This is a genomic window from Sivoneniella epilithica UHCC 1019, from assembly GCF_040830845.1.
GTDB lineage: Bacteria > Cyanobacteriota > Cyanobacteriia > Leptolyngbyales > Leptolyngbyaceae > ULC077BIN1.
The window spans coordinates 313,806-333,875 of record NZ_JBFPDP010000001.1; the positions used below are offsets into that span (position 1 = coordinate 313,806).

Consider the following 20,070-nt stretch of genomic DNA (forward strand, 5'->3'; position numbering starts at 1 on the left):
AAACTTTTAGCAATTAGGCTGTGCGCTTACGCAGTGCCAATTTCTTACGGTATGCCACAGCTAATCCAGCTAGCGCCATTCCAGCCATTGTTGTAGGCTCAGGAGCAGCTTCGGCAGAAGAAGCAACACCGACATTGTCAATATAAGCGCCTAAGGTGTCGCGAGTTCCTTCGTAATTAAACTGTAGGCGAGTCAGCGCACTGGTCGCCGTCACACTAGTGGTGAAGTTGTTCCAAAGCGTTTGATTTCCGCCTTGGCTTCCTTGAATCGTTTGCTTGAAGCTATCGCCAAACAAGACGCTGAAATTATTTTGAGCCGCAGCGGTGCCAGGACGAGCAGAGTAAGCAAAGGATAAAGTGTATGTCTTACCGATTTCGGTCACCAAGTCTTGGAAGACACCCAGAACCGAGGCATTTTTGTTGTAGTGGTGGCTATCTAGCTCAAGCAAGTTGCTACCATCAAAGGCTTTGCCCGCAGCACCCCGTTGAATTTCAATTTTGCCGCCATCGGTTGCTTTCCAGCCTTCGATCGCGTTATAGGTTGACCAACCCCCATTACTGAGTGGGGTAGGAGTGCTTTCAAAGCTACCGTTTTTAACCAGTTCACCCGCAGACGCAGACTGAGCCACGCTGATGCCAGCGATCGCAGAAATAGTCAGAGCAGTGGCGATAGAAAGTTTTTGGATGTTCATGGTGAGTTCTCGTGAATGGATGAGGTGAAAGGGTGCCAATCAGGTCTACAGGTTGCTTGAGGGCGGTAATGCATTCATGATTGTTATCCTAGCTTTGTCCACTGAGACGTGTCTATCGTATCAACTGATACTTACTGAAGTTCAACACAACACTGGATTTAGATGAATCTTTTATCTATGATGGTGAGTCTCTTCCGGATTTGGGAATTCTAAACCTGTTTATGGTTATCACTATTGCTGATCCGTCAGGATGCCGGTTTCCAGGTGCCGTGGAAGCCGATCGGCACGATCGCGGGTAGTGCCAAGCGACACACGGGTTCATGATCTAAATGGGCTGCATCAAAGATCCACACTTCACTTGTGTTACTAGCAGCGTCATAGACAACCGTTAAAATCCAGCCCTGCTCAGAGTTGTGAGCATCCGGCGCATAAATTGGCTCCATCGGATAGCGCTGGTCGCCCAAATTTGCCTCGGTTAATGTGCCAGTTTGGGAATCAAATCGAGCGATCGCATCATAAACCTCACACTGCATATCGGTTGTTTGCCGATGCACTGAGAGATAGGTGTAGCGCGAGGGTTGCCCTACGTCTTGCGGTTGAGTAACCGGAAACTCACAGCTTCGATCTAGCACTTGCTGATTTTCAAGCACCTTACCGGAGATGGGATCAAGCCGTAAGTGCCATAGGGTCGCCACGGCTGCCGTTTGAACCGAACCCGTAGAGATTTCCTTTAAGCGCTGATTGGTTTGAAAGTCTGGATAGCGGCAAATTTCGATCGCAATAGAGCCATCAGAACATTCCCAGCCATTGCCAAAATGCCACTGATACCAGGGTTCTGTAGTGTTTCTGCTGACGACTTCCAGCGTTTCTTGATCCACGACTAGGATCTCAGTCCCTTTGTCAGCCTGCCACAAGAGCGCATCGCTATAGCTTTTGATCCGGGCAATCAGCGGCAACACATCTAGGCGGACAGGGGGAATGCAGAAGATTAAGTATTTTCCAGCGATCGCGAAATCATGGATCATCGGTAGCCCATTCAGCGGAATTGCATTTTGTCGCTGAATTTTGCCAGTTGCATCACTGCGATACACATTCAAAAAACTTTTTGCACCCGTGCTGATCCCAAAGTTAAAAATTGCCCCCGTTTTTGGATCACGTTTAGGATGAGCCGAGTAAGGGTGCTGTGCCAATCCGCCTAAATCATCCAACCCAATGGTTTCCAGGGTATCCAGCGTCAGCGCATGGGGTTTTCCGCCTTCCCACAGCGCCAGCAGTTTATCGGGCAGAGCTAGCACAGACGTATTGGCTACATTTTTCACATCCTTATTAAACCGCTGCCAAAGTGGACCCGCTGGCACCATGCCATAGCTAGCCAGAATCAGTCGCCCCGCCTTTTCTTCCCGTTGATAGCCAGCGGTTTGCACATAGCGATAGACCCCCGTTGCACCCCCATCAGTAAAGTGAACGCCCAAAATGCCCCCATCTCCATCAAACCAATGCCCCATACGCTGCCCACCCCGTTCTAGCGTAGCGGGACCATTGCGGTAAAGGGAGCCCCGCAGTCCTGCCGGAATGGCACCCGATCGCACTGTTAGGGATGTTGGAGCAAATTCTTGGGCAGATTGCAAAACCGCAGGTGCCCACGCGGGAGTTTGAACAGGTCGAAGGGTCGTGGTCATGGTGAGAATCCTACTGTTAAAGAACCAGGGAGCAGCTATAGGAGTTACGCGCGATCGCGCTGACAAGATCTATTCAATCAAGATCAGTCGATCGCTGTATAGCCCGTACAATATGCAATTAGTTGCTCTACCTGATCTGATAATATGCGATCATTTGCATATGTCAACAGTTGCATATAAATTTGTAATTAGCTCAAACTGATGGCACTTGCTCACGCAATTCTCGCGCTTTTACTGGATTGTCCCTTCACCGGGTATGACTTGACTAAAACCTTTGCTGGCTCCATTGGTAGCTTTTGGAAGGCGACTCACCAACAAATTTATCGAGAACTCGCCAAGCTAGAAGAACAAGCCTGGGTCAGCGTTGAAACCATTCCCCAATCAGGTCGCCCCGATCGCAAGCTGTATAGCATTACCGATTTGGGGCGGCAGGCGTTTGTGGCATGGGCAAACCAACCTTGTGATGTGAGCATTGTGAAAGAAGAGATTTTGGTAAAAGTGTTTGCTGGGGCAACTGTGGGTGCAGAACCCATTTATCAAGAAATTGAGCGCCATCGCCAGCTTCATGCAGCAACCTTGACAAACTATCGCCAAATTGAACAGCAGTTTTTTACCCATCGAGATCGCCCATCCAAAGACCAAATCTTTCCCTATCTCACCCTGCGGCGCGGCATTCGCTACGAAATCGACTGGATAGAATGGTGCGACGAAGCCCTTGAATGCTTGGCGAATGGCGAATGGCGAATGGCGAATGACGAATGACGAATGACGAATGATCAACTCCGAACTCCGAACTCAAAACTCAAAACTCAAAACTAAATCATGACCCAGCCTTTTTACATTGTGGATGTATTTGCAGAAACGAAGTATGCCGGGAATCAACTGGCGGTTTTTTTGCCAGTGGGCGATCGCTCTACGGCGGAGATGCAGCAGATTGCGAAGGAGATTAATTTTTCGGAAACCACGTTTATCACCTCGTTGGAGCCAGAAGCGGCAGGCTATCCGGTGCGGATTTTTACGCCCGTGCAGGAACTCCCGTTTGCCGGACATCCAACCTTGGGAACGGCATTTATTTTGCAGCAAAAAGTGATTCAGCAAGCCGTGGAAACAGTGATTTTGAATCTCGCTGTCGGGCAAATTCCGGTACGGATTTTCTATAAAAATGATTCGCCGGATGTGCTGTGGATGAAACAAAATCCGCCTGTGTTTGGTAAAAAAGTCTCGCCTGACGCGATCGCCCCCATTCTCAGCCTAAAAACCACCGACATCGATCTGCGCTTCCCGATTCAAGAAGTATCTACAGGGGTTCCGTTTATCATTGTGCCGCTGAAAACCTTGGAGGCGTTGCAGCGGATTCAGGTGAAAAGCGATCGCCTGCCTGCCTTGCTCGATCCGCTGGAAGCGAAGATGATTTTTTGTTTTTGTCCAGAGGTTCGCCATGCCGCTAATCACTTTAGCGCCCGGATGTTTGCCCACGCTCTCGGCATTCCTGAAGATCCGGCAACCGGGAGCGCCAATGGCTGCTTTGCTGGCTATCTGGCGCAGTATGAGTATTTAGGAACGCCAACTGTTACGGCACAAGTGGAGCAAGGCTACGAAATTGGCAGACCGTCTTTAATTTTGCTGAAGGCAGAAAAAACAGAGGCTAGGATTGAGGTATCGGTGGGCGGTCAAGTGATTTTGGTTGCCCAGGGTGAATTTGTGTAAGGGCAAATGGCATGGCGGAAAGGACTGACTTGAAAGATCGAGTGCGATCGCACCTGCTAGAAATCGTGCGAGAGCGTGATCCTTACCTAGCAACAGCGGGACATTTTTATGTGCAGCAATATATTCACGATCAGCTTCAGCAATGGGGCACCGTTGAAAACCACACCTTCAGAGATCGTGGGCTTACCCATACCAATTTCGTCTTGAATCTGCCAGCCCAGCCACAATTTGCCCACCAGCCGCCGATAATTATCGGTGCCCACTATGACGCAGTGCCCGGAACCGTTGGGGCAGATGACAACGCCAGCGGAGTCGCTGCTTTGCTGGAACTGGCGCGATTATTGACTGCCAATCCTGCCCGCCATCCAGTGCGCCTGATTGCCTTTGACCTAGAAGAATATGGCATGGTCGGCAGCAGCCACTACGCCAAAGCAATGCAGCAACAAGCCGAACCCTTGCGACTGATGCTCTCTCTAGAAATGCTAGGGTATTGCAGCAAAGCACCGAATTCTCAAACCTATCCGCCCGGTTTAAAGTATTTTTATCCCGATCGCGGCGATTTTATTGCCCTAATTGGCAACGCATCTACCATTTCCGATTTGATGCATCTACACCATGCTATTTGCACTGTGGGAACTCCGGCTCAGTGGCTTCCCGCAGGCATCGCAGGACAATTCATTCCCTCTACGCGCCTGAGTGATCATTCCCCCTTTTGGGATTGTGGCTATCGTGCGATTATGGTCACCGATACGGCTTTTATGCGAAATCCCCACTATCATCAACCCAGCGATCGCCTAGAAACGCTAGATCTAGACTTTCTCTCAGGCGTGTGTTGGGGGTTATTTCAAGGATTGCAAACCCTGTAAGACACAATTGAGAAAAATCGGGTAAGTCTGCATAAGTCATCTTTATTTAGCTTCAAACTCGTCACTTATCCAAGGCAACCGCATGACAGAAATCAATGGTGTGATGATGCAGTACTTCCAAGCAAATAGTTCCAGCGATGGAACCCACTGGGATACCCTGAAAAATCAGGTCAAGGATCTAGCGGATGCAGGATTTACGACCCTTTGGCTCCCGCCTGCCTTCAAGGGCAACGAGGGCGTTCAAGATATGGGCTACACTGCCTATGATTTATTTGACCTAGGCGAGTTTGATCAAAAAGGCACCGTTCGCACGAAGTATGGCACTCGTGAGCAATACCTGGCAGCGATTCAAGCAGCGCAGCAGCATGGGATGCAGGTATACGGGGATGCAGTGCTGAGCCATAAAACTGGGGGAGATGGCGCAGAAGTGGTGGAGGCGATCGCCGGACGGACGGACGATCGCCAGTGGGCATTGCGCGAAACGATTCCTATCGGCACAACCCCCAGTCAAACCATCAAAATTCTCAGCCAGTTTTCGTTTCCGGGTCGGAACGGCAAATATTCAGACATGACCTGGCACAAACGACATTTTGACAGTGTGCATCACAACCTGGAAAAAGCAGGCGATCGCACGTTTTATCGGCTTAAAGACAAGGAATTTGAAACAGACGTTGATCCGCGTTATGGGCTGAATGCCTTTTCAACCTCCTGCGCGATCGACACGACCTATCCCAAAGTGCAAGAAGAATTGAAGTACTGGGGTGAATGGATTTTAGACACTACGGGCGTAAATGGATTTCGGCTGGATGCGATCGCTCACCTACGGGCTGCCTTCTGTGTGGAATGGCTAACCCATATTCGCCACTTTGCCAATCGCGAAATATTCGCCGTTGGAGATTACTGGGCGGATGATGTGGAATCGCTCCATGAATTTATTCACCAGACCAACGGGCAACTTTCCCTGTTTGATGTGCCGCTACACTACAACTTTCACCGCGCCAGTCGCGCCAGCGGCAATTTTGATATGCGTCGTATTTTGAACGGGAGCTTAATGCGCGAACAGCCTAGTTTGGCGGTTACTTTTGTTGAAAACCATGTCTCGCAACCCTTACAACTGCAAGAATCCGTGGTGGAACCCTGGTTTAAACCCCTTGCCTATGCGCTGATTTTGCTGCGACGGGAAGGCTACCCTTGCGTGTTTTATGCCGATTACTACGGGGCACATTATTATGATCAAGGGCAAGACGGCAAGCAGCATGAAGTGTGGCTGAATTCCCATCGCTGGCTGATTGATAAGTTCCTCTATGCCCGTCATCGTTTTGCTTATGGTGCCCAATATGATTATTTTGATCATCCCGATTGCATTGGCTGGACACGTTTGGGCAATTCTCACGAATCTCAGGCAATGGCAGTGATCATGAGCGATGGTGCTGGGGGCAGCAAGTGGATGGAAGTCGGCAGAGCGAATGCTGTTTTTCGTGACATTACTGAACATGTGGCTGAACCCGTGCGCACGAATGAACACGGCTGGGGAGATTTTTGCTGTAATGGTGGCTCAGTATCAGTTTGGGTGGAAGGAGAATCATAGGATGCAGGGCACCGATCGCGGATTGACGGAGTTGGGTTAGCTGAGATATGGCTGAATAATTGTGAAATCTAGAGTGGTTCAAGGCTACCTGGATTGGCTTCAAGAATGGCGATCTGAAGTTCTGGGATGTCCTGCCCCTGTCCCTGCCTGATTCATCCAGCTATTCAGCGACACCCCCTTTCCATCAGCGTCATAAGTCTATGAATTGCCTTGCATCCGACCTGCATCTGAAAGGGCTGACCAAACGTTGAATATACTCTCTCAGGAAGTTAAGGGCTAACAATTGTTTTCAAAAATTCTGACCATTGGTCTACCGAACAAGTGAAACTAAAGATACAGTTAGCCCGATCTTCAGCAACACTTAATGATTTTGGAACACGATCGCATTCTTACGGCAATCGATGTGGGAACCAATTCCATTCACATGGTAGTGGTTCACATTCAGCCCACACTACCTGCGTTTACTATTATCACTAGCGAAAAAGATACGGTTCGGCTGGGGGAACGATGTCACCAAACAGGGCAACTCACTGAATCAGCCATGGAGCGAGCGATTAAAGCGCTCAAACGCTGTCAGGAAATTTCTCAAAGTCTGGGTTCAGAGCAGATTATCGCCGTTGCCACTAGCGCGGTTCGTGAAGCTCCCAATGGACGAGAGTTTTTGCAGCGAGTGGAGGCAGAAGTTGGGCTTTGGATTAACCTAATTTCGGGAGTAGAAGAAGCCCGCCGCATTTATTTAGGCGTGTTGTCAGCCATTGAGTTCAACAATACGCCCCACATTGTGATCGATATCGGCGGCGGTTCCACAGAACTGATTTTGGGTGACGGTCATGATCCCCGCAGCTTGAGCAGCACTAAAATTGGTGCGGTTCGGCTGACCAATGAATATGTGACGACCGATCCCGTCAGCCCCAAAGAATTTGAGGCGCTGCAAGCTTATATTCGGGGAATGTTAGAGCGCCCAACGGAGGAATTGCGAACCCATCTTAAACCGGGTGAAATTCCTCGATTAATTGGCACCTCTGGCACCATTGAAACCTTGGCAATGCTACACGCACGGGAGCATTTGGGCATTGTACCAACGCCGCTTCAAGGCTACAGTTTTATGCTGAGTGATTTGCAGGAGATGACCCAGCGATTGCGGCGGATGAGTATTGCGGAGCGATCGCAAATTCCCGGCATGAACGATCGCCGTGCTGAGATCATTCTGGCAGGATCACTGATTTTGCAACAAGCAATGACCCTGCTCAATCTTGAAGCGATTACCATTTGCCAGCGATCGCTCAGAGAAGGGGTGATTGTCGATTGGATGGTAACCCACGGACTGATTGAAGATCGGTTACGCTACCAAAGTTCTATTCGTCAACGCAGCATTCTAAAAACAGCCCAGAAATACCGGGTAAACTTGCACCACAGCGAACGGGTAGCAGCATTTGCGCTCAGCCTATTTGACCAAACTCAAAAAGTCTTGCATGACTGGGGCACCGAAGAACGAGAACTGCTGTGGGCAGCCGCCATTTTGCATAACTGTGGGCATTTCATCAGCCACTCCTCCCATCACAAGCATTCCTACTACCTGATTCGCTATGGAGAGCTTTTAGGCTACACCGAAACGGAAATAGAAACGATCGCAAACCTAGCGCGCTATCACCGCAAAAACAATCCCAAGAAAAAACACGACACCTACCGCAATCTCACCAGCAAGCAGCATCGTCGTGTTGTTGATCAACTGAGTCCTTTATTGCGGCTGGCAGTTGCCCTCGATCGCCGTCAGATTGGAGCAATTCAAACTATCACCTGTGAGGTTTCATCCATCACTCGCGAACTGCGGCTACATCTTCAAGCTGCCAAACCCTTTGACGAATGCGCTTTAGAGTTGTGGAGCCTGGAAACTAAAAAGAGTAGTTTTGAAAGCGAATTTAGACTCAAGTTAGTTCCCCTCTTAGAAACTAAAATGGTGAATCCGACCTGAATAGCATTTTCAACCTGACCCCTACTTAAAAGTTGAAACCCGACAGATGATTCTCTGAAAATGCCAATGCTTTTTAGCTTAAAACTCAACCCTCATACCAATTTAAATGATGTAAGTGACAGATAAGGCATGGAGGATAAAGGGGTGACTCGTGATGGAAGCAAAAGCAATCACTCATGATTTTACGCAGACAGAAAGGGTTCAAAGCCTTTAAATTGAATCAGTGAGCTAATCTGTTTAATATTCAAAGCCCTACTCCTTCGGGGAGAGGGATTTAGGATGAGGGCAGATTATGGCTTGTTACAGTTGCTTAGCTTAATTTACTGCCTAATGGTGTGAGGAGAATTTTTCCATGACAGCGACTTTACCACCTGTTGAATCATCTCCAGATTCAGCGATTCCGCACAGTAGATCCCTTGAGGGAATCGCGCCTGGTTTGCGCTGTCACAGAACTGCCTATATTCCTAAAAACAAGCGCCGGATTCTCTGTGTTTTCCCCAAATACGCGCGATCGTTTGGCACCTTTCACCACGCCTACCCGCTGATGAAAGGCGTGAAAGCCTTTATGCCGCCCCAAGGGTTGCTGCTGGTCTGTGCCTATTTGCCTGAAACCTGGGACGTTCGCTTTGTGGATGAAAACATTCAGCCCGCCCAGAAAAAAGATTACCAATGGGCGGATGTGGTGATCACCAGCGGGATGCACATTCAAAAGCCACAAATCAACCAAATCAACCAACTAGCGCATCGGTACGGCAAGCTAACGGCGGTGGGCGGTCCATCCCCATCAGGCTGCCCAGAATATTACCCTGATTTTGATATTTTGCATCTGGGTGAACTGGGCGATGCCACGGATCAGATGATCGAATATTTCGATACTTTTACAGAACGTCCCACTGAGCAAATTCAGTTTAAAACCGTTGAGCGCCTGCCCCTGGATGAATTTCCGCTGCCCGCTTATCATTTGACCAATCTGAACCAGTACTTTATCGCCAACGTGCAGTTTTCTAGCGGCTGCCCCTATCACTGCGAGTTTTGCGATATTCCTGAACTGTATGGCAACAATCCGCGTTTAAAAACGCCGCCGCAACTCCTCGCCGAATTGGATGCCATGCTGGAATCAGGCAATCCTGGCGCAGTGTACTTTGTGGATGATAATTTTATTGGTAATCGGCGAGCCGTGACGCAACTGTTACCCCATTTGATCGACTGGCAAAAGGCAAATGGCTATCCGGTGCAGTTTGCCTGCGAAGCGACGCTGAATATTGCTCAAAGCCCAAAGCTGCTGGAAATGATGCGGGAAGCTTATTTTGGCACGGTGTTTTGTGGGATTGAAACGCCAGAGCCAGCAGCACTGAAATCGATGGCAAAAGATCAAAACCTCAGCATTCCTATTCTGGACGCGATCGCCACAATGAACTCCTACGGGATTGAAGTGGTATCGGGAATTATCTTAGGATTGGATACGGACACTGCGGATACCTGCGATCGCATTTTAGAATTCATTCGCCTGTCTAATATTCCTATCCTCACGATCAATCTGCTGTATGCCTTGCCCAAAACTCCTCTCTGGCGCAGACTAGAGGCAGCCGGACGGCTTAACTTTGAAGAAGGACGTGAATCGAATGTCGAGTTTCTGATGCCCTATGACGAGGTGCTGGAAATGTGGCGACGCTGCATCACCACTGCCTATGAGCCAGAATTTCTTTATGAGCGGTTTGCTTACCAATCTGAGCATACCTACCCCAACCGAATTAAGCCACCCCGCAGCGCGGCACGGGTGAATAAGGAAAACGTGCGACGTGGCTTGGTGATGATGGCAAATTTGTTCTTTCGAGTTGGCGTGCTGAGCAGCTACCGCGACACCTTCTGGAAAATGGCAAAACCTGCCCTGGAAAAAGGCAAAGTGGAACGGGTGATCAGCATCGCGCTACAAGCCCATCATTTGATTGAGTTCACAAAGGAATGCTCAAAAGGGATTGAATCTGCCTCGTTTTATTCCCAGCGAGTCAGAAAACAGTGATCAGGAGACATCATCTTGTGTAAGGGCGCGGCATTCGGCAGTTGATCTGCGGTTGAGTCGTCAAGATATTGCCCGTAGTTCGCTTCCCGCAGGGTATGCCACGCCCCTACAGTCATCTGCAAATCCACAAACCCTTGAACCTGAAATCTGTCCTTTAATTCCTTTGTTATGTCTCCACCGATCGCGCCTTTCCCTAGTTTTTCCATTATTTTGGAAACAGAAAATTTGGCAAATGCTGACCTGAAAGGGTTGGTCAATTCGTTGACATCGTTGGTGAATCAAACGGTGTCGCCGACGGAGGCAAACGAGGTGCTGGTGATTGACAGTGGGGATGCACCGCCAGAGTTGTTGCAGCAGTTGTGCGATCGCTATTCGTGGATCAAGGTGCATCTGGCTCCACCCTCAACGGGCTATTACAAAGCTAAAATGCTGGGCGCACATCTGGCAACGGGGGAGATTATTGTCTATGCCGACTCTGACTGTGTGTATGAACCGCACTGGCTGGAAACAATCTTGACGACATTTAGCCACAATCAGCAAATCCAAATTGTGGCAGGAGAAACCACGACTCGCGGCGCAGGTGCCTATGGTACGGCAATGGCGCTGGTGTATATCTTTCCGCAATACTCCGGCAAAACAGAGTTAGCCCAAACGCACCAATATTTTCTAAACAATGTGGCGTTTCGGCGATCGCTTTTGTTGGCGCATCCCATCCCAATGGAACTGCCGCTCTATCGGGGAAATTGCGTGATCCATGGCGAAACTCTGCGACAAGCGGGAGAGATTATTTGGCTGAATCCAAACACCCGTGCCACCCATGCACCACCTGATGGACTGGCTCATTTCTTTTGGCGGTTTCTGCTGATTGGGCATGATTATTACTGGCAACAGCAGTTAGTTGAACAGAAAAATCAGGGCGATCGCGATCCTACGGCAACCGGATTTGGAGAAAAGCTGAAGATTTTTCGCGATCGCCTCAGCCGCCTGTTTCATAACAACCCACGACACGCGCTCTACCTGCCTTTCGCGATCCCGATTGTGTTAGTGGCGGCACTGCTGATCTATATCGGTTACTGGATCACCCGCCTCAAACCCGATTATCTGCTTAAAACCTACGATCGCATTTTAGAGCAAGGCTAATCCCAAAACATTAAGGGGACTAGGGGATGGATCTCGTTTTGCCGCATTAGCGATTACTATTACTATTGACGATTTGTCTATTACCAAATTTTGGGTATGAATCGCGATCGCTTGATGGTTCCACCTGGCTCCAAAATATCCCTGAAGAAAGACTTTGATCCGGCTGATACGGAGGGCTATAAAAATGAGGAAGCAGCCCAAGGGAAGTTGCAGAAAGGCAAGGAGCGGCTAGCAAAGTATCAAGATACGCTCTACGCCCATGATTGTTACGCACTGCTGATCATCTTTCAGGCGATCGATGCTGCTGGAAAAGACAGCACTATCAAGCACGTCATGTCAGGAGTCAATCCCCAGGGCTGCCAGGTTTTTAGTTTTAAGGCACCTTCCGCCGAAGAACTCGATCACGATTACCTGTGGCGATCCTCAAAAGCCCTGCCAGAACGAGGGCGAATTGGCATTTTTAATCGCTCTTATTACGAAGAAGTATTGATCGCACGAGTGCATCCTGAAATCTTGGCAAATCAAAAATTACCCTCAGAGTCTAAAGGGAAAGACATCTGGAAGCGACGGTTTGAAGAAATTAATAATTTTGAGAAGTATCTGGTGAACAACGGCATCATCGTGCTGAAGTTTTTTCTGAATGTTTCTAAAGAGGAGCAGAAGCAGCGATTTTTAGACCGGATTAACCGACCTGAGAAAAACTGGAAATTCGATCTGGGCGATGTCAGAGAGCGAGGATTTTGGAATGATTATATGACTGCCTATGAAGATGTTTTTAACCATACCAGCACTACTTGGGCACCCTGGTACATTATTCCTGCGGACAACAAGTGGTTTACACGGCTTGCCGTGGCTGACATTATTTGCAATACCTTAAAGGATTTGAAATTGTCCTATCCGACGGTGAGCGAGGCTCATCGGCAAGAGCTTTTAAAGGCTAAAGAACTGCTTGAAAACGAGGATAGACCAGCATGACGATTAATATTGTTTCCACCACGCCTTTTCCCGACCAAAAACCTGGCACATCGGGTCTGCGGAAATCGGTAACTGTCTTTCAAACAGATCACTACTTAGAAAATTTCATTCAATCGATTTTTGATGCCTTTGATACCTGTACTGGCAAAACTTTAGCGTTGGGTGGAGATGGGCGTTTTTATAATCGTCACGCCATTCAAGTGATTCTCAAAATGGCGGCGGCGAATGGATTTGCCTCTATCAAGGTGGGTCATCGCGGCATTTTATCGACCCCGGCAACTTCTTGTGTGATTCGTAAATATCACACTGACGGCGGCATTATTCTATCTGCCAGCCATAACCCCGGTGGACCTGATGGCGATTTTGGCGTGAAGTTCAACACGGCAAACGGTGGACCCGCGCCCGAAAAAATCACTGAGGCGATGTTTGTTCGCAGCAAAGAAATTGACACTTACAAGATTTTGGATGCGCCTGATGTGGATATTGACACGGTGGGCGAGTCGAAACTGGGTGAGATGAGCGTGGAGGTGATTGATTCTGTCACGGATTATCAAGCGCTGATGGAGTCGCTGTTTGATTTCGATCGCATCCATCATTTGCTGACTTCCGATAACTTCCGTCTCTGCATCGATTCCATGCACGCGGTCACGGGTCCCTATGCCCACGCTATGTTTGAGCAGCGGTTGGGTGCCAGCGCTGGCACGGTGATTGGCGGCACTCCCTTAGAAGATTTTGGCGGCGGACACCCCGATCCCAACCTGGTATATGCTCACGATTTAGTTGAGATTTTGTTTAAAGACGATGGTCCCGATTTTGGCGCGGCTTCTGATGGCGACGGCGATCGCAACATGATTTTGGGTCGCAACTTCTTTGTCACCCCCAGCGATAGCCTTGCCATTCTGACCGCCAATGCAACCCTAGTTCCAGGCTACAAAGACGGCATTGCGGGAGTTGCCCGTTCCATGCCCACCAGCCAAGCCTGCGATCGCGTTGCCGCCAAGCTCGGCATCGACTGCTACGAAACTCCCACAGGCTGGAAATTTTTCGGTAACCTGATGGATGCCGATAAAGTCACCCTTTGCGGTGAAGAAAGCTTTGGCACAGGTTCCAACCATATTCGTGAAAAAGATGGCTTGTGGGCAGTGCTGTTCTGGCTCGACATTGTTGCCGCTCGAAAACAATCCGTTGAAGCAATTGTGCATGATCACTGGCACACCTATGGACGCAACTACTATTCTCGCCATGACTACGAAAACGTAGACAGCGATCGCGCCCATGCCATGGTCGATCGCCTCCGTACTCTCGTGCCCACCCTCAAAGGCACAAAATATGGCTCCTACGAAGTGGATTACGGCGACGACTTTGCCTACACCGATCCCGTGGATGGGAGCGTCAGCCAACACCAAGGCATTCGGCTCGGCTTTACCGATGGCTCCCGCATTGTGCTACGGCTCTCCGGCACTGGCACCCAAGGAGCTACCCTGCGCGCCTACTTCGAGAGCTACGAATCCAATCCGGATCAGCAAAATCAAGATACCCAAAAAGCCTTGGGCGAACTGATTGCGATCGCGGAAACCATCGCCGAGATTCGCGAGACTACCCAAATGGATCAGCCCACCGTCATAACGTAAGAAGTGCGAATGACGAAGTACGAATGACGAAGTACGGAGTGTGCGACTATCCCAAACCCCCTCACCCTAAATCCCTCTCCCAGAGCGGGAGAGGGACTTTGAGCTATTCTTGCTCCCCTTCTCCTGCCTTGGGAGAAGGGGCTGGGGGATGAGGGCTGACTTTAGTTGCACATCAGGTTACTTATTTGCATTCGCCATTCTGCATTCGCCATTCTGCATTCGCCATTCTGCATTCGCCATTGTATAGGGAGCTATTGTCATGACTATCAAAGTTGGGATCAATGGATTCGGTCGGATCGGGCGGCTTGTGACCCGGATTGCTACCGATCATCCTGAAGTAGAAATTGTGGGGATCAATGACCTCGTTCCTGCCGACAATCTCGCCTATTTGTTCAAATATGATTCCACCCACGGCAGTTTCAAAGGCACGGTTGAAGCTAAAGAAGACGGTATTATTATCAACGATCGCTTGATTCCCTGTCTGGCAGAACGCGATCCCAGCAATTTGCCCTGGGGAAAACTGGGTGCCAATTATGTGGTCGAGTCTACGGGACACTTCACGGATTTTGCCGGAGCCGAAAATCATCTCAAAGCCGGGGCAAAACGGGTGATTATTTCTGCGCCTACCAAAGACCCCGATCGCGTGAAAACCCTGGTATTGGGAGTGAATGACGACGAGTACGATCCCGCAACAGATGTGGTCGTCTCGAATGCAAGCTGTACGACGAACTGCCTCGCCCCGATCGCCAAAGTACTCCATCAACACTTTGGGATCACTGAAGGCTTAATGACTACGGTTCACGCCATGACCGCTACCCAGCCCACGGTCGATGGTCCCAGCAAAAAAGATTGGCGCGGCGGACGCGGTGCTTCCCAAAACATCATCCCATCTTCCACCGGTGCCGCCAAAGCTGTCGCCCTCGTTTTGCCCGACCTCAAAGGCAAGCTCACGGGCATGGCATTTCGGGTCGGCACTCCGGATGTCTCCGTCGTTGATCTCACCTTCAAAACTGCCCAAGCTACCAGCCTCAAAGACATTTGTGCGGCGATGAAAGCCGCTGCGGACGGGGAACTGAAAGGCATCTTGGGTTATACCGACGAGGAAGTCGTCTCCATGGATTTCCGTACCGATCCCCGCTCCAGCATTTTTGATGCGAAAGCTAGTATTGAACTTAACCCTAACTTTTTCAAAGTGATTGCCTGGTATGACAATGAGTGGGGCTATTCCTGTCGCGTCGTTGACCTGATGGTAGACATGGCGAAAAAAGAAGGGCTTGTGTAGGATGTTCTAGGTGAAAATGTCCTCATTGCGGCTCATGGTAATTCCTTACGCTCGATTATTATGAAGTTAGAGAATCTCACCCCTGAACAAGTGCCGGGAGTTGAGTTAGAAACAGCAGTGCCACTGGTGTATGAAATCAATTCGGCAGATCAAGTCACTAGCAAAAAAATTCTGAAGTAACAGTAAAGACCGTTTGGCATCAAGTCTTGTGAATAAAATCTGGTATTCATGAAGACAAACGATTCAACAGACTTTTGCAACTCTTGTTCACTAGCTTTTGAAGGAGTATTAACATGGCGAAGACTTTACTAGAACAACTGCGAGACATGACGGTTGTCGTCGCTGACACAGGCGATATTCAAGCGATCGAAAAATTCAAGCCGCGCGATGCAACGACCAATCCTTCATTGATCACAGCAGCGGCTCAAATGCCTGAGTATCAGAGCATTGTGGACGAAACCTTGCTCAAAGCTAGAAAGGATGCTGGTGCAAATGTGAGCAATGCTGATGTGGTTTTGCTGGCGTTCGATCGCCTCGCAGTAGAATTTGGCAAAAAAATTCTGGAAATTGTGCCCAAGCGGGTTTCCACCGAAGTGGATGCGCGGTTGTCCTATGACACAGAAGCCACCGTTGCCAAAGGTCGATACCTCATTTCGGAATACGAAGCAGCAGGCGTGTCCCGCGATCGCATTTTGATTAAAATCGCCTCCACTTGGGAAGGAATCAAAGCCGCAGAAATATTGGAGAAAGAAGGGATTCACTGCAACTTGACGCTGCTGTTTGGGTTGCATCAGGCGATCGCCTGTGCTGAAGCCGGAGCCACCTTAATTTCACCTTTTGTCGGTCGCATTCTCGATTGGCATGTGAAAGAAACAGGTAAGGAATACTCCGCGACTGAAGATCCCGGTGTGCAATCGGTTACGCAAATCTATAACTACTACAAAAAGTTTGGCTATGACACCGAAGTCATGGGCGCTAGCTTCCGCAACGTAGGCGAAATTACAGAACTGGCAGGCTGTGATCTGCTGACCATTTCTCCAAAACTTCTGGCAGAACTAGATTCTACCGAAGCCGAATTGACCCGTCGGCTCGATCCTGCCAAAGCCGCCACCCTGGATATTGAGAAAATTGCGATCGACGAAGACACCTTTGACAAAATGCACGCCAGCGATCGCATGGCAACCGACAAACTCGATGAAGGCATTAAAGGCTTTACCAAAGCCCTAGAAGCCTTGGAGCAACTGCTAGAATCTCGCCTCTCTCAGCTTGAAGCCGGTGGCTCACTCAGCCACGTCGCAGACGATATCTTCCACGCTTATGACTTGGATGGCGATGGCTTCATCACTCGTGAAGAATGGCTCGGCACCGATGCGGTTTTCGATGCGCTGGATGAAGACCACGACGGGAAAATTTCTCCCAAGGAAATGGGTGCAGGCTTAGGCACAGCAGCCTTACAACTTGCACAGGTATAAAAATCAGGTTTCAGGATTGAGTAGGGGCGGGTTTGTCTAGCGATCGCGGTTCAAACGCTGATTTGTTGGCAAACTCGCCCTTTCATTTGCGAGTTTTATTTCTTGAAATTTTTAGCTGATGATGCGTGGCAGGAAAGGAGCGATCGCTTACATAGGTAGGACATTCAGAAGATTACAGGTTAGTATTATGAGCAATATAAGGAAACTTTCTATCTTATTTCCCCTCAGGATATCCATATAGAAAGTTTCTCTTTAATAATAGTTATGCCACCCTGTTTTAGCTGAAGACCCATATCAAAATGGCTTAGGCTGTACAGATCTGGAAAGCAAGAAAAAATTATGCCTCTATTTGAAATTCCCTCTTCAGATGGATACCATTCAGATGTAGTCTTTGTCAGAGATCCAAACAACGGTTCAGATAGGTTTTTCACACATTACTCCTATACAAGAGGTGCTACAGCAAATATTAACGAAATAACAGATCGTCGTGGAATACCTAGCAATAACTTCCGTTCATGGTCTTGGTATGAAGCAGAATTTCCAGAGGTTATGCAACGAATCTATAATTCGCAAGAATATTACGCTGGAGAAAGCGTTTTGGGAGTCTCAAAAATCGATCAGGATTTTTATGTAAACACTGCTATGCGTCTTGGAGCATTAGAGATCTTAGCCAATATTTTCTCTGGACGTATTACAGCAAACGATAAAGATCCATTTCCCCACCAGTTAGCTTTGCAGCAATACATGAAGGATAATGGTAATAGAGTTAATCGTCTATTAATTGCAGATGAAGTTGGACTTGGGAAAACTATTGAGATTGGTTTGGTTCTTAGAGATTTATTAATTGCTAAAGGTAGTTTTGAAAGATTTAGATGTTTGTATCTCACCAAAGCAGGACTTGTTGAAGACGCTTCTCTAAAATTGCAATCTGTAATGAAGGGTGCATTGACAGTAGATGGTCAAAGCCAAAATATTGTTCAAGTAGTTGACTCTTTTAGAAGCTATGGCAATAACAATATTAATGGAATCCAAGTTGCAAGTATTGATGCAGTGCGTCTGTATGTTGAGCAAGATGATAAGAATGTTTTGCCTCAAGGTGTTCGCCCTGAAATTTTAATTATTGACGAATGCCATCACTGCGGAAGCAGCGAGGAATTAAGCCAAGTTGAACGAATTAATTTAGCGACTCAAACTTATAAAGCAGCATATCAACTCATCAGTGGGGAATACTGGCAAGATTCGGAACCACCCAAACTTGTAGTATTAATGAGCGCAACTCCTTTTCGATCCAGTACTCAATTTATTAATTTACTACGTCTGATTTCTCACCAAACTGTATTTGAAAATGCTTATTCAAATGAGGTTCGTGAAAATAACCTTATAGCAGAGTTAAAGAAAGAAGAATCTCCTGCTACAGTCATTTGGAGACAACAGAATGATGTTTTCAGTTGGACTGGTCAGCCACTATTTCCAAGGCTAACTATAGATCGAGTTAAACTTGAAACAACACCAGAATATCTAGAAATTATGAGGGAAATTCGTGAGTCAGTTCAAAGAATTTGCCTAGATAACGGTGAAAGTTTTGGCGGTTTTGCTACAAGGCAACTTGAAATGAGGCTAACTAGTAGTTCTATTGCGGGAGCTATTTGGCTATTTCGTTGGTGTATCCGACATAAAACTTGGAAGACTCAAGCAATCTATAGACAAGATGTTTCCGAAAGTACAGAAAGCTTGCGTAAGTTAATCATCCAAATTTCCCAAAGAATTGCCGAATTTGATTTAGGTAGCTCTAATAAATATGCAGATGTATCTTTTCCTAGTGACAGCTTTCATTTTAGGCTTGCAAGTCTTGCAGGCGGCGGAAAGGTAGATGACATCTATAGATTTAGTGAGGTTTTGAGAAAAAAGGATGATGAAGGAAAATATTTTAGTGCTACACCTGATGAAATTCTCGAATTAACTAGTTTAGCGACTAGATTGCTTAACTTCTCAACCTCAACCCAGGATAATGGAGTAGAAAATGCCAAACTAAATTGGCTGAAAAAAATGCTTGAAGAATATCCTGATTCACGATTTCTTGTTTTTACAGAAATTTTACAAACTTGTGAAATTATAACTAAAGCTCTTCCTAGAGTTTCCGATAAGTTAACTGGAAGCATGGGTAATAGTGAAAGAGAGAAGGTAGTTCGTAGATTTCGTGGTGAAGAAAAACCCTCAATTCGAGTTTTAGTTGCTACATCTGCGGCTGATGAGGGTTTTGACTTTCAGGTTGCAAATCGTGTTGTTCATTGGGACTTAAGTTCTTCTCCAGCCGTTCTTATGCAAAGAAATGGCAGAGTTGCAAGACTTGGACAAGTATCTGATGTCGTTGCCTATTACTTAATGATGACAGAGACTCATGAAGCTAGAAGAGAAGGAATTCTACACGAAAAGTTTAATCAATTGGGCATAGCAGATGAACAACTAAGATTAAGAATTCTTGGCTCACTAGATGAAGATGAAGTAGAAAAAGCAGTTGAAGAGAATCAGCCAGTAATTATTGATGTACTCCTGAAAAAAGCAGATGAACAGAATCAAAGAATGAATGAAAGTCTTGGTAAAATTCAAAAAGATTTAACGGCAAAAGCAGTAGTCGATAGGTCAATGCTTGCTCAAAGATTAAACTACTGGGTGAAATTAGGGTTGCCACTGCGGGATCAAGCAGAATTTAGACTTGATTTCGATACAGTAGAATGGCAACGCCCAATATTTTCAGTTAATCAAGCTACTGTTAGCGAGTCGGCACAAGCAAAAGTTGCCACCATTAAACGAAAGGATGAGAACTGGAAAGTTCGTAAAATTACATTTGATCCAGAATTTAATCTTTTCGGTGGTGGTAGTGATACTTATTCATTAGCAGGGTTACGTCCTTGGGTTAAAGATGAAAGAAGAAATTCAGGTGGAAATGACATTTGGAAACATCGTCCTCTTAGAGGATGTCTTAAAAGCCCAGATGTAGCGCTGAGATAGGAAAAGGAAACTCTCACCTCGTAAGCTGTCAAAAGAAA

At 47.6% G+C, this 20,070-nt stretch carries 15 protein-coding genes; 12 read left to right on the forward strand and 3 right to left on the reverse strand.

All coding sequences use genetic code 11. The features are described from left to right. Positions 1-13: 13 nt before the first annotated feature. Together AB3R30_RS01470 and AB3R30_RS01475 are read right to left on the reverse strand one after the other, a co-directional pair. Positions 14-691 carry a DUF642 domain-containing protein gene (locus tag AB3R30_RS01470; RefSeq protein ID WP_458647355.1) on the reverse strand — a complete coding sequence of 226 codons (678 nt, stop codon included), beginning with the start codon at positions 689-691 and terminating at the stop codon, positions 14-16. 245 nt (positions 692-936) lie between these two features. Beyond that, positions 937-2,370 carry a carotenoid oxygenase family protein gene (locus AB3R30_RS01475; protein WP_458647356.1) on the reverse strand — a complete coding sequence of 478 codons (1,434 nt, stop codon included), beginning with the start codon at positions 2,368-2,370 and terminating at the stop codon, positions 937-939. Between the two features lie 201 nt (positions 2,371-2,571). Between AB3R30_RS01475 and AB3R30_RS01480 the strand changes: the two genes are divergently transcribed. From AB3R30_RS01480 to AB3R30_RS01505, 6 genes are all read left to right on the forward strand, one after another. Beyond that, positions 2,572-3,132, forward strand: coding sequence for a PadR family transcriptional regulator (locus AB3R30_RS01480; protein WP_458647357.1), 561 nt, complete (start codon positions 2,572-2,574; stop codon positions 3,130-3,132). 60 nt (positions 3,133-3,192) lie between these two features. Next, positions 3,193-4,077: a PhzF family phenazine biosynthesis protein gene (locus AB3R30_RS01485; protein WP_458647358.1), complete on the forward strand. Its 885-nt coding sequence runs from the start codon at positions 3,193-3,195 to the stop codon at positions 4,075-4,077. Between the two features lie 11 nt (positions 4,078-4,088). Beyond that, positions 4,089-4,943 carry a M20/M25/M40 family metallo-hydrolase gene (locus AB3R30_RS01490; RefSeq protein WP_458647359.1) on the forward strand — a complete coding sequence of 285 codons (855 nt, stop codon included), beginning with the start codon at positions 4,089-4,091 and terminating at the stop codon, positions 4,941-4,943. A gap of 82 nt (positions 4,944-5,025) precedes the next feature. Beyond that, positions 5,026-6,531 carry an alpha-amylase gene (locus AB3R30_RS01495; protein WP_458647360.1) on the forward strand — a complete coding sequence of 502 codons (1,506 nt, stop codon included), beginning with the start codon at positions 5,026-5,028 and terminating at the stop codon, positions 6,529-6,531. Between the two features lie 364 nt (positions 6,532-6,895). After that, positions 6,896-8,503, forward strand: a complete 1,608-nt coding sequence (locus AB3R30_RS01500; protein WP_458647361.1) for a Ppx/GppA phosphatase family protein — start codon at positions 6,896-6,898, stop codon at positions 8,501-8,503. A gap of 352 nt (positions 8,504-8,855) precedes the next feature. After that, positions 8,856-10,523 carry a B12-binding domain-containing radical SAM protein gene (locus AB3R30_RS01505; protein WP_458647362.1) on the forward strand — a complete coding sequence of 556 codons (1,668 nt, stop codon included), beginning with the start codon at positions 8,856-8,858 and terminating at the stop codon, positions 10,521-10,523. Here AB3R30_RS01505 and AB3R30_RS01510 read toward each other — a convergent pair. Further along, entirely contained in the window at positions 10,496-10,729 is a 234-nt protein-coding gene (locus AB3R30_RS01510; RefSeq protein ID WP_458647363.1) for a hypothetical protein, read from the reverse strand. The two genes, AB3R30_RS01505 and AB3R30_RS01510, sit on opposite strands and share 28 nt — an antisense overlap. Positions 10,730-10,733: 4 nt before the next feature. Here AB3R30_RS01510 and AB3R30_RS01515 point away from each other — a divergent pair, with 4 nt between their 5' ends. From AB3R30_RS01515 to AB3R30_RS01540, 6 genes are all read left to right on the forward strand, one after another. Beyond that, on the forward strand, positions 10,734-11,663 hold the full coding sequence (locus AB3R30_RS01515; protein WP_458647364.1) for a glycosyltransferase family 2 protein: 930 nt from the start codon (positions 10,734-10,736) through the stop codon (positions 11,661-11,663). Between the two features lie 96 nt (positions 11,664-11,759). After that, the gene (locus tag AB3R30_RS01520) at positions 11,760-12,638 is read left to right on the forward strand and encodes a polyphosphate kinase 2 family protein (RefSeq protein ID WP_458647365.1); all 879 of its coding nucleotides are present in this window, start codon (positions 11,760-11,762) and stop codon (positions 12,636-12,638) included. Then, positions 12,635-14,269 (forward strand): alpha-D-glucose phosphate-specific phosphoglucomutase, encoded by a 1,635-nt coding sequence (locus AB3R30_RS01525; protein WP_458647366.1) that lies wholly within the window; start codon positions 12,635-12,637, stop codon positions 14,267-14,269. The genes AB3R30_RS01520 and AB3R30_RS01525 overlap by 4 nt, the downstream gene beginning before the upstream one ends. 259 nt (positions 14,270-14,528) lie before the next feature. Then, entirely contained in the window at positions 14,529-15,551 is a 1,023-nt protein-coding gene (gene gap, locus AB3R30_RS01530) for a type I glyceraldehyde-3-phosphate dehydrogenase (RefSeq protein ID WP_458647367.1), read from the forward strand. Between the two features lie 293 nt (positions 15,552-15,844). Continuing rightward, positions 15,845-17,023 carry a transaldolase gene (locus AB3R30_RS01535; RefSeq protein WP_458647368.1) on the forward strand — a complete coding sequence of 393 codons (1,179 nt, stop codon included), beginning with the start codon at positions 15,845-15,847 and terminating at the stop codon, positions 17,021-17,023. Between the two features lie 339 nt (positions 17,024-17,362). Continuing rightward, positions 17,363-20,032 (forward strand): helicase-related protein, encoded by a 2,670-nt coding sequence (locus AB3R30_RS01540; RefSeq protein WP_458647369.1) that lies wholly within the window; start codon positions 17,363-17,365, stop codon positions 20,030-20,032. Positions 20,033-20,070: the final 38 nt, after the last annotated feature.

Excerpts from the sequence above, each read along its gene's own strand:
- AB3R30_RS01470 (WP_458647355.1), bottom strand. The coding sequence starts at position 691 with ATGAACATCCAAAAACTTTCTATCGCCACTGCTCTGACTATTTCTGCG.
- AB3R30_RS01475 (WP_458647356.1), bottom strand. The coding sequence starts at position 2,370 with ATGACCACGACCCTTCGACCTGTTCAAACTCCCGCGTGGGCACCTGCG.
- AB3R30_RS01480 (WP_458647357.1), top strand. The coding sequence starts at position 2,572 with ATGGCACTTGCTCACGCAATTCTCGCGCTTTTACTGGATTGTCCCTTC.
- AB3R30_RS01485 (WP_458647358.1), top strand. The coding sequence starts at position 3,193 with ATGACCCAGCCTTTTTACATTGTGGATGTATTTGCAGAAACGAAGTAT.
- AB3R30_RS01490 (WP_458647359.1), top strand. The coding sequence starts at position 4,089 with ATGGCGGAAAGGACTGACTTGAAAGATCGAGTGCGATCGCACCTGCTA.
- AB3R30_RS01495 (WP_458647360.1), top strand. The coding sequence starts at position 5,026 with ATGACAGAAATCAATGGTGTGATGATGCAGTACTTCCAAGCAAATAGT.
- AB3R30_RS01500 (WP_458647361.1), top strand. The coding sequence starts at position 6,896 with ATGATTTTGGAACACGATCGCATTCTTACGGCAATCGATGTGGGAACC.
- AB3R30_RS01505 (WP_458647362.1), top strand. The coding sequence starts at position 8,856 with ATGACAGCGACTTTACCACCTGTTGAATCATCTCCAGATTCAGCGATT.
- AB3R30_RS01510 (WP_458647363.1), bottom strand. The coding sequence starts at position 10,729 with ATGGAAAAACTAGGGAAAGGCGCGATCGGTGGAGACATAACAAAGGAA.
- AB3R30_RS01520 (WP_458647365.1), top strand. The coding sequence starts at position 11,760 with ATGAATCGCGATCGCTTGATGGTTCCACCTGGCTCCAAAATATCCCTG.
- AB3R30_RS01525 (WP_458647366.1), top strand. The coding sequence starts at position 12,635 with ATGACGATTAATATTGTTTCCACCACGCCTTTTCCCGACCAAAAACCT.
- gap (WP_458647367.1), top strand. The coding sequence starts at position 14,529 with ATGACTATCAAAGTTGGGATCAATGGATTCGGTCGGATCGGGCGGCTT.
- AB3R30_RS01535 (WP_458647368.1), top strand. The coding sequence starts at position 15,845 with ATGGCGAAGACTTTACTAGAACAACTGCGAGACATGACGGTTGTCGTC.
- AB3R30_RS01540 (WP_458647369.1), top strand. The coding sequence starts at position 17,363 with ATGCCTCTATTTGAAATTCCCTCTTCAGATGGATACCATTCAGATGTA.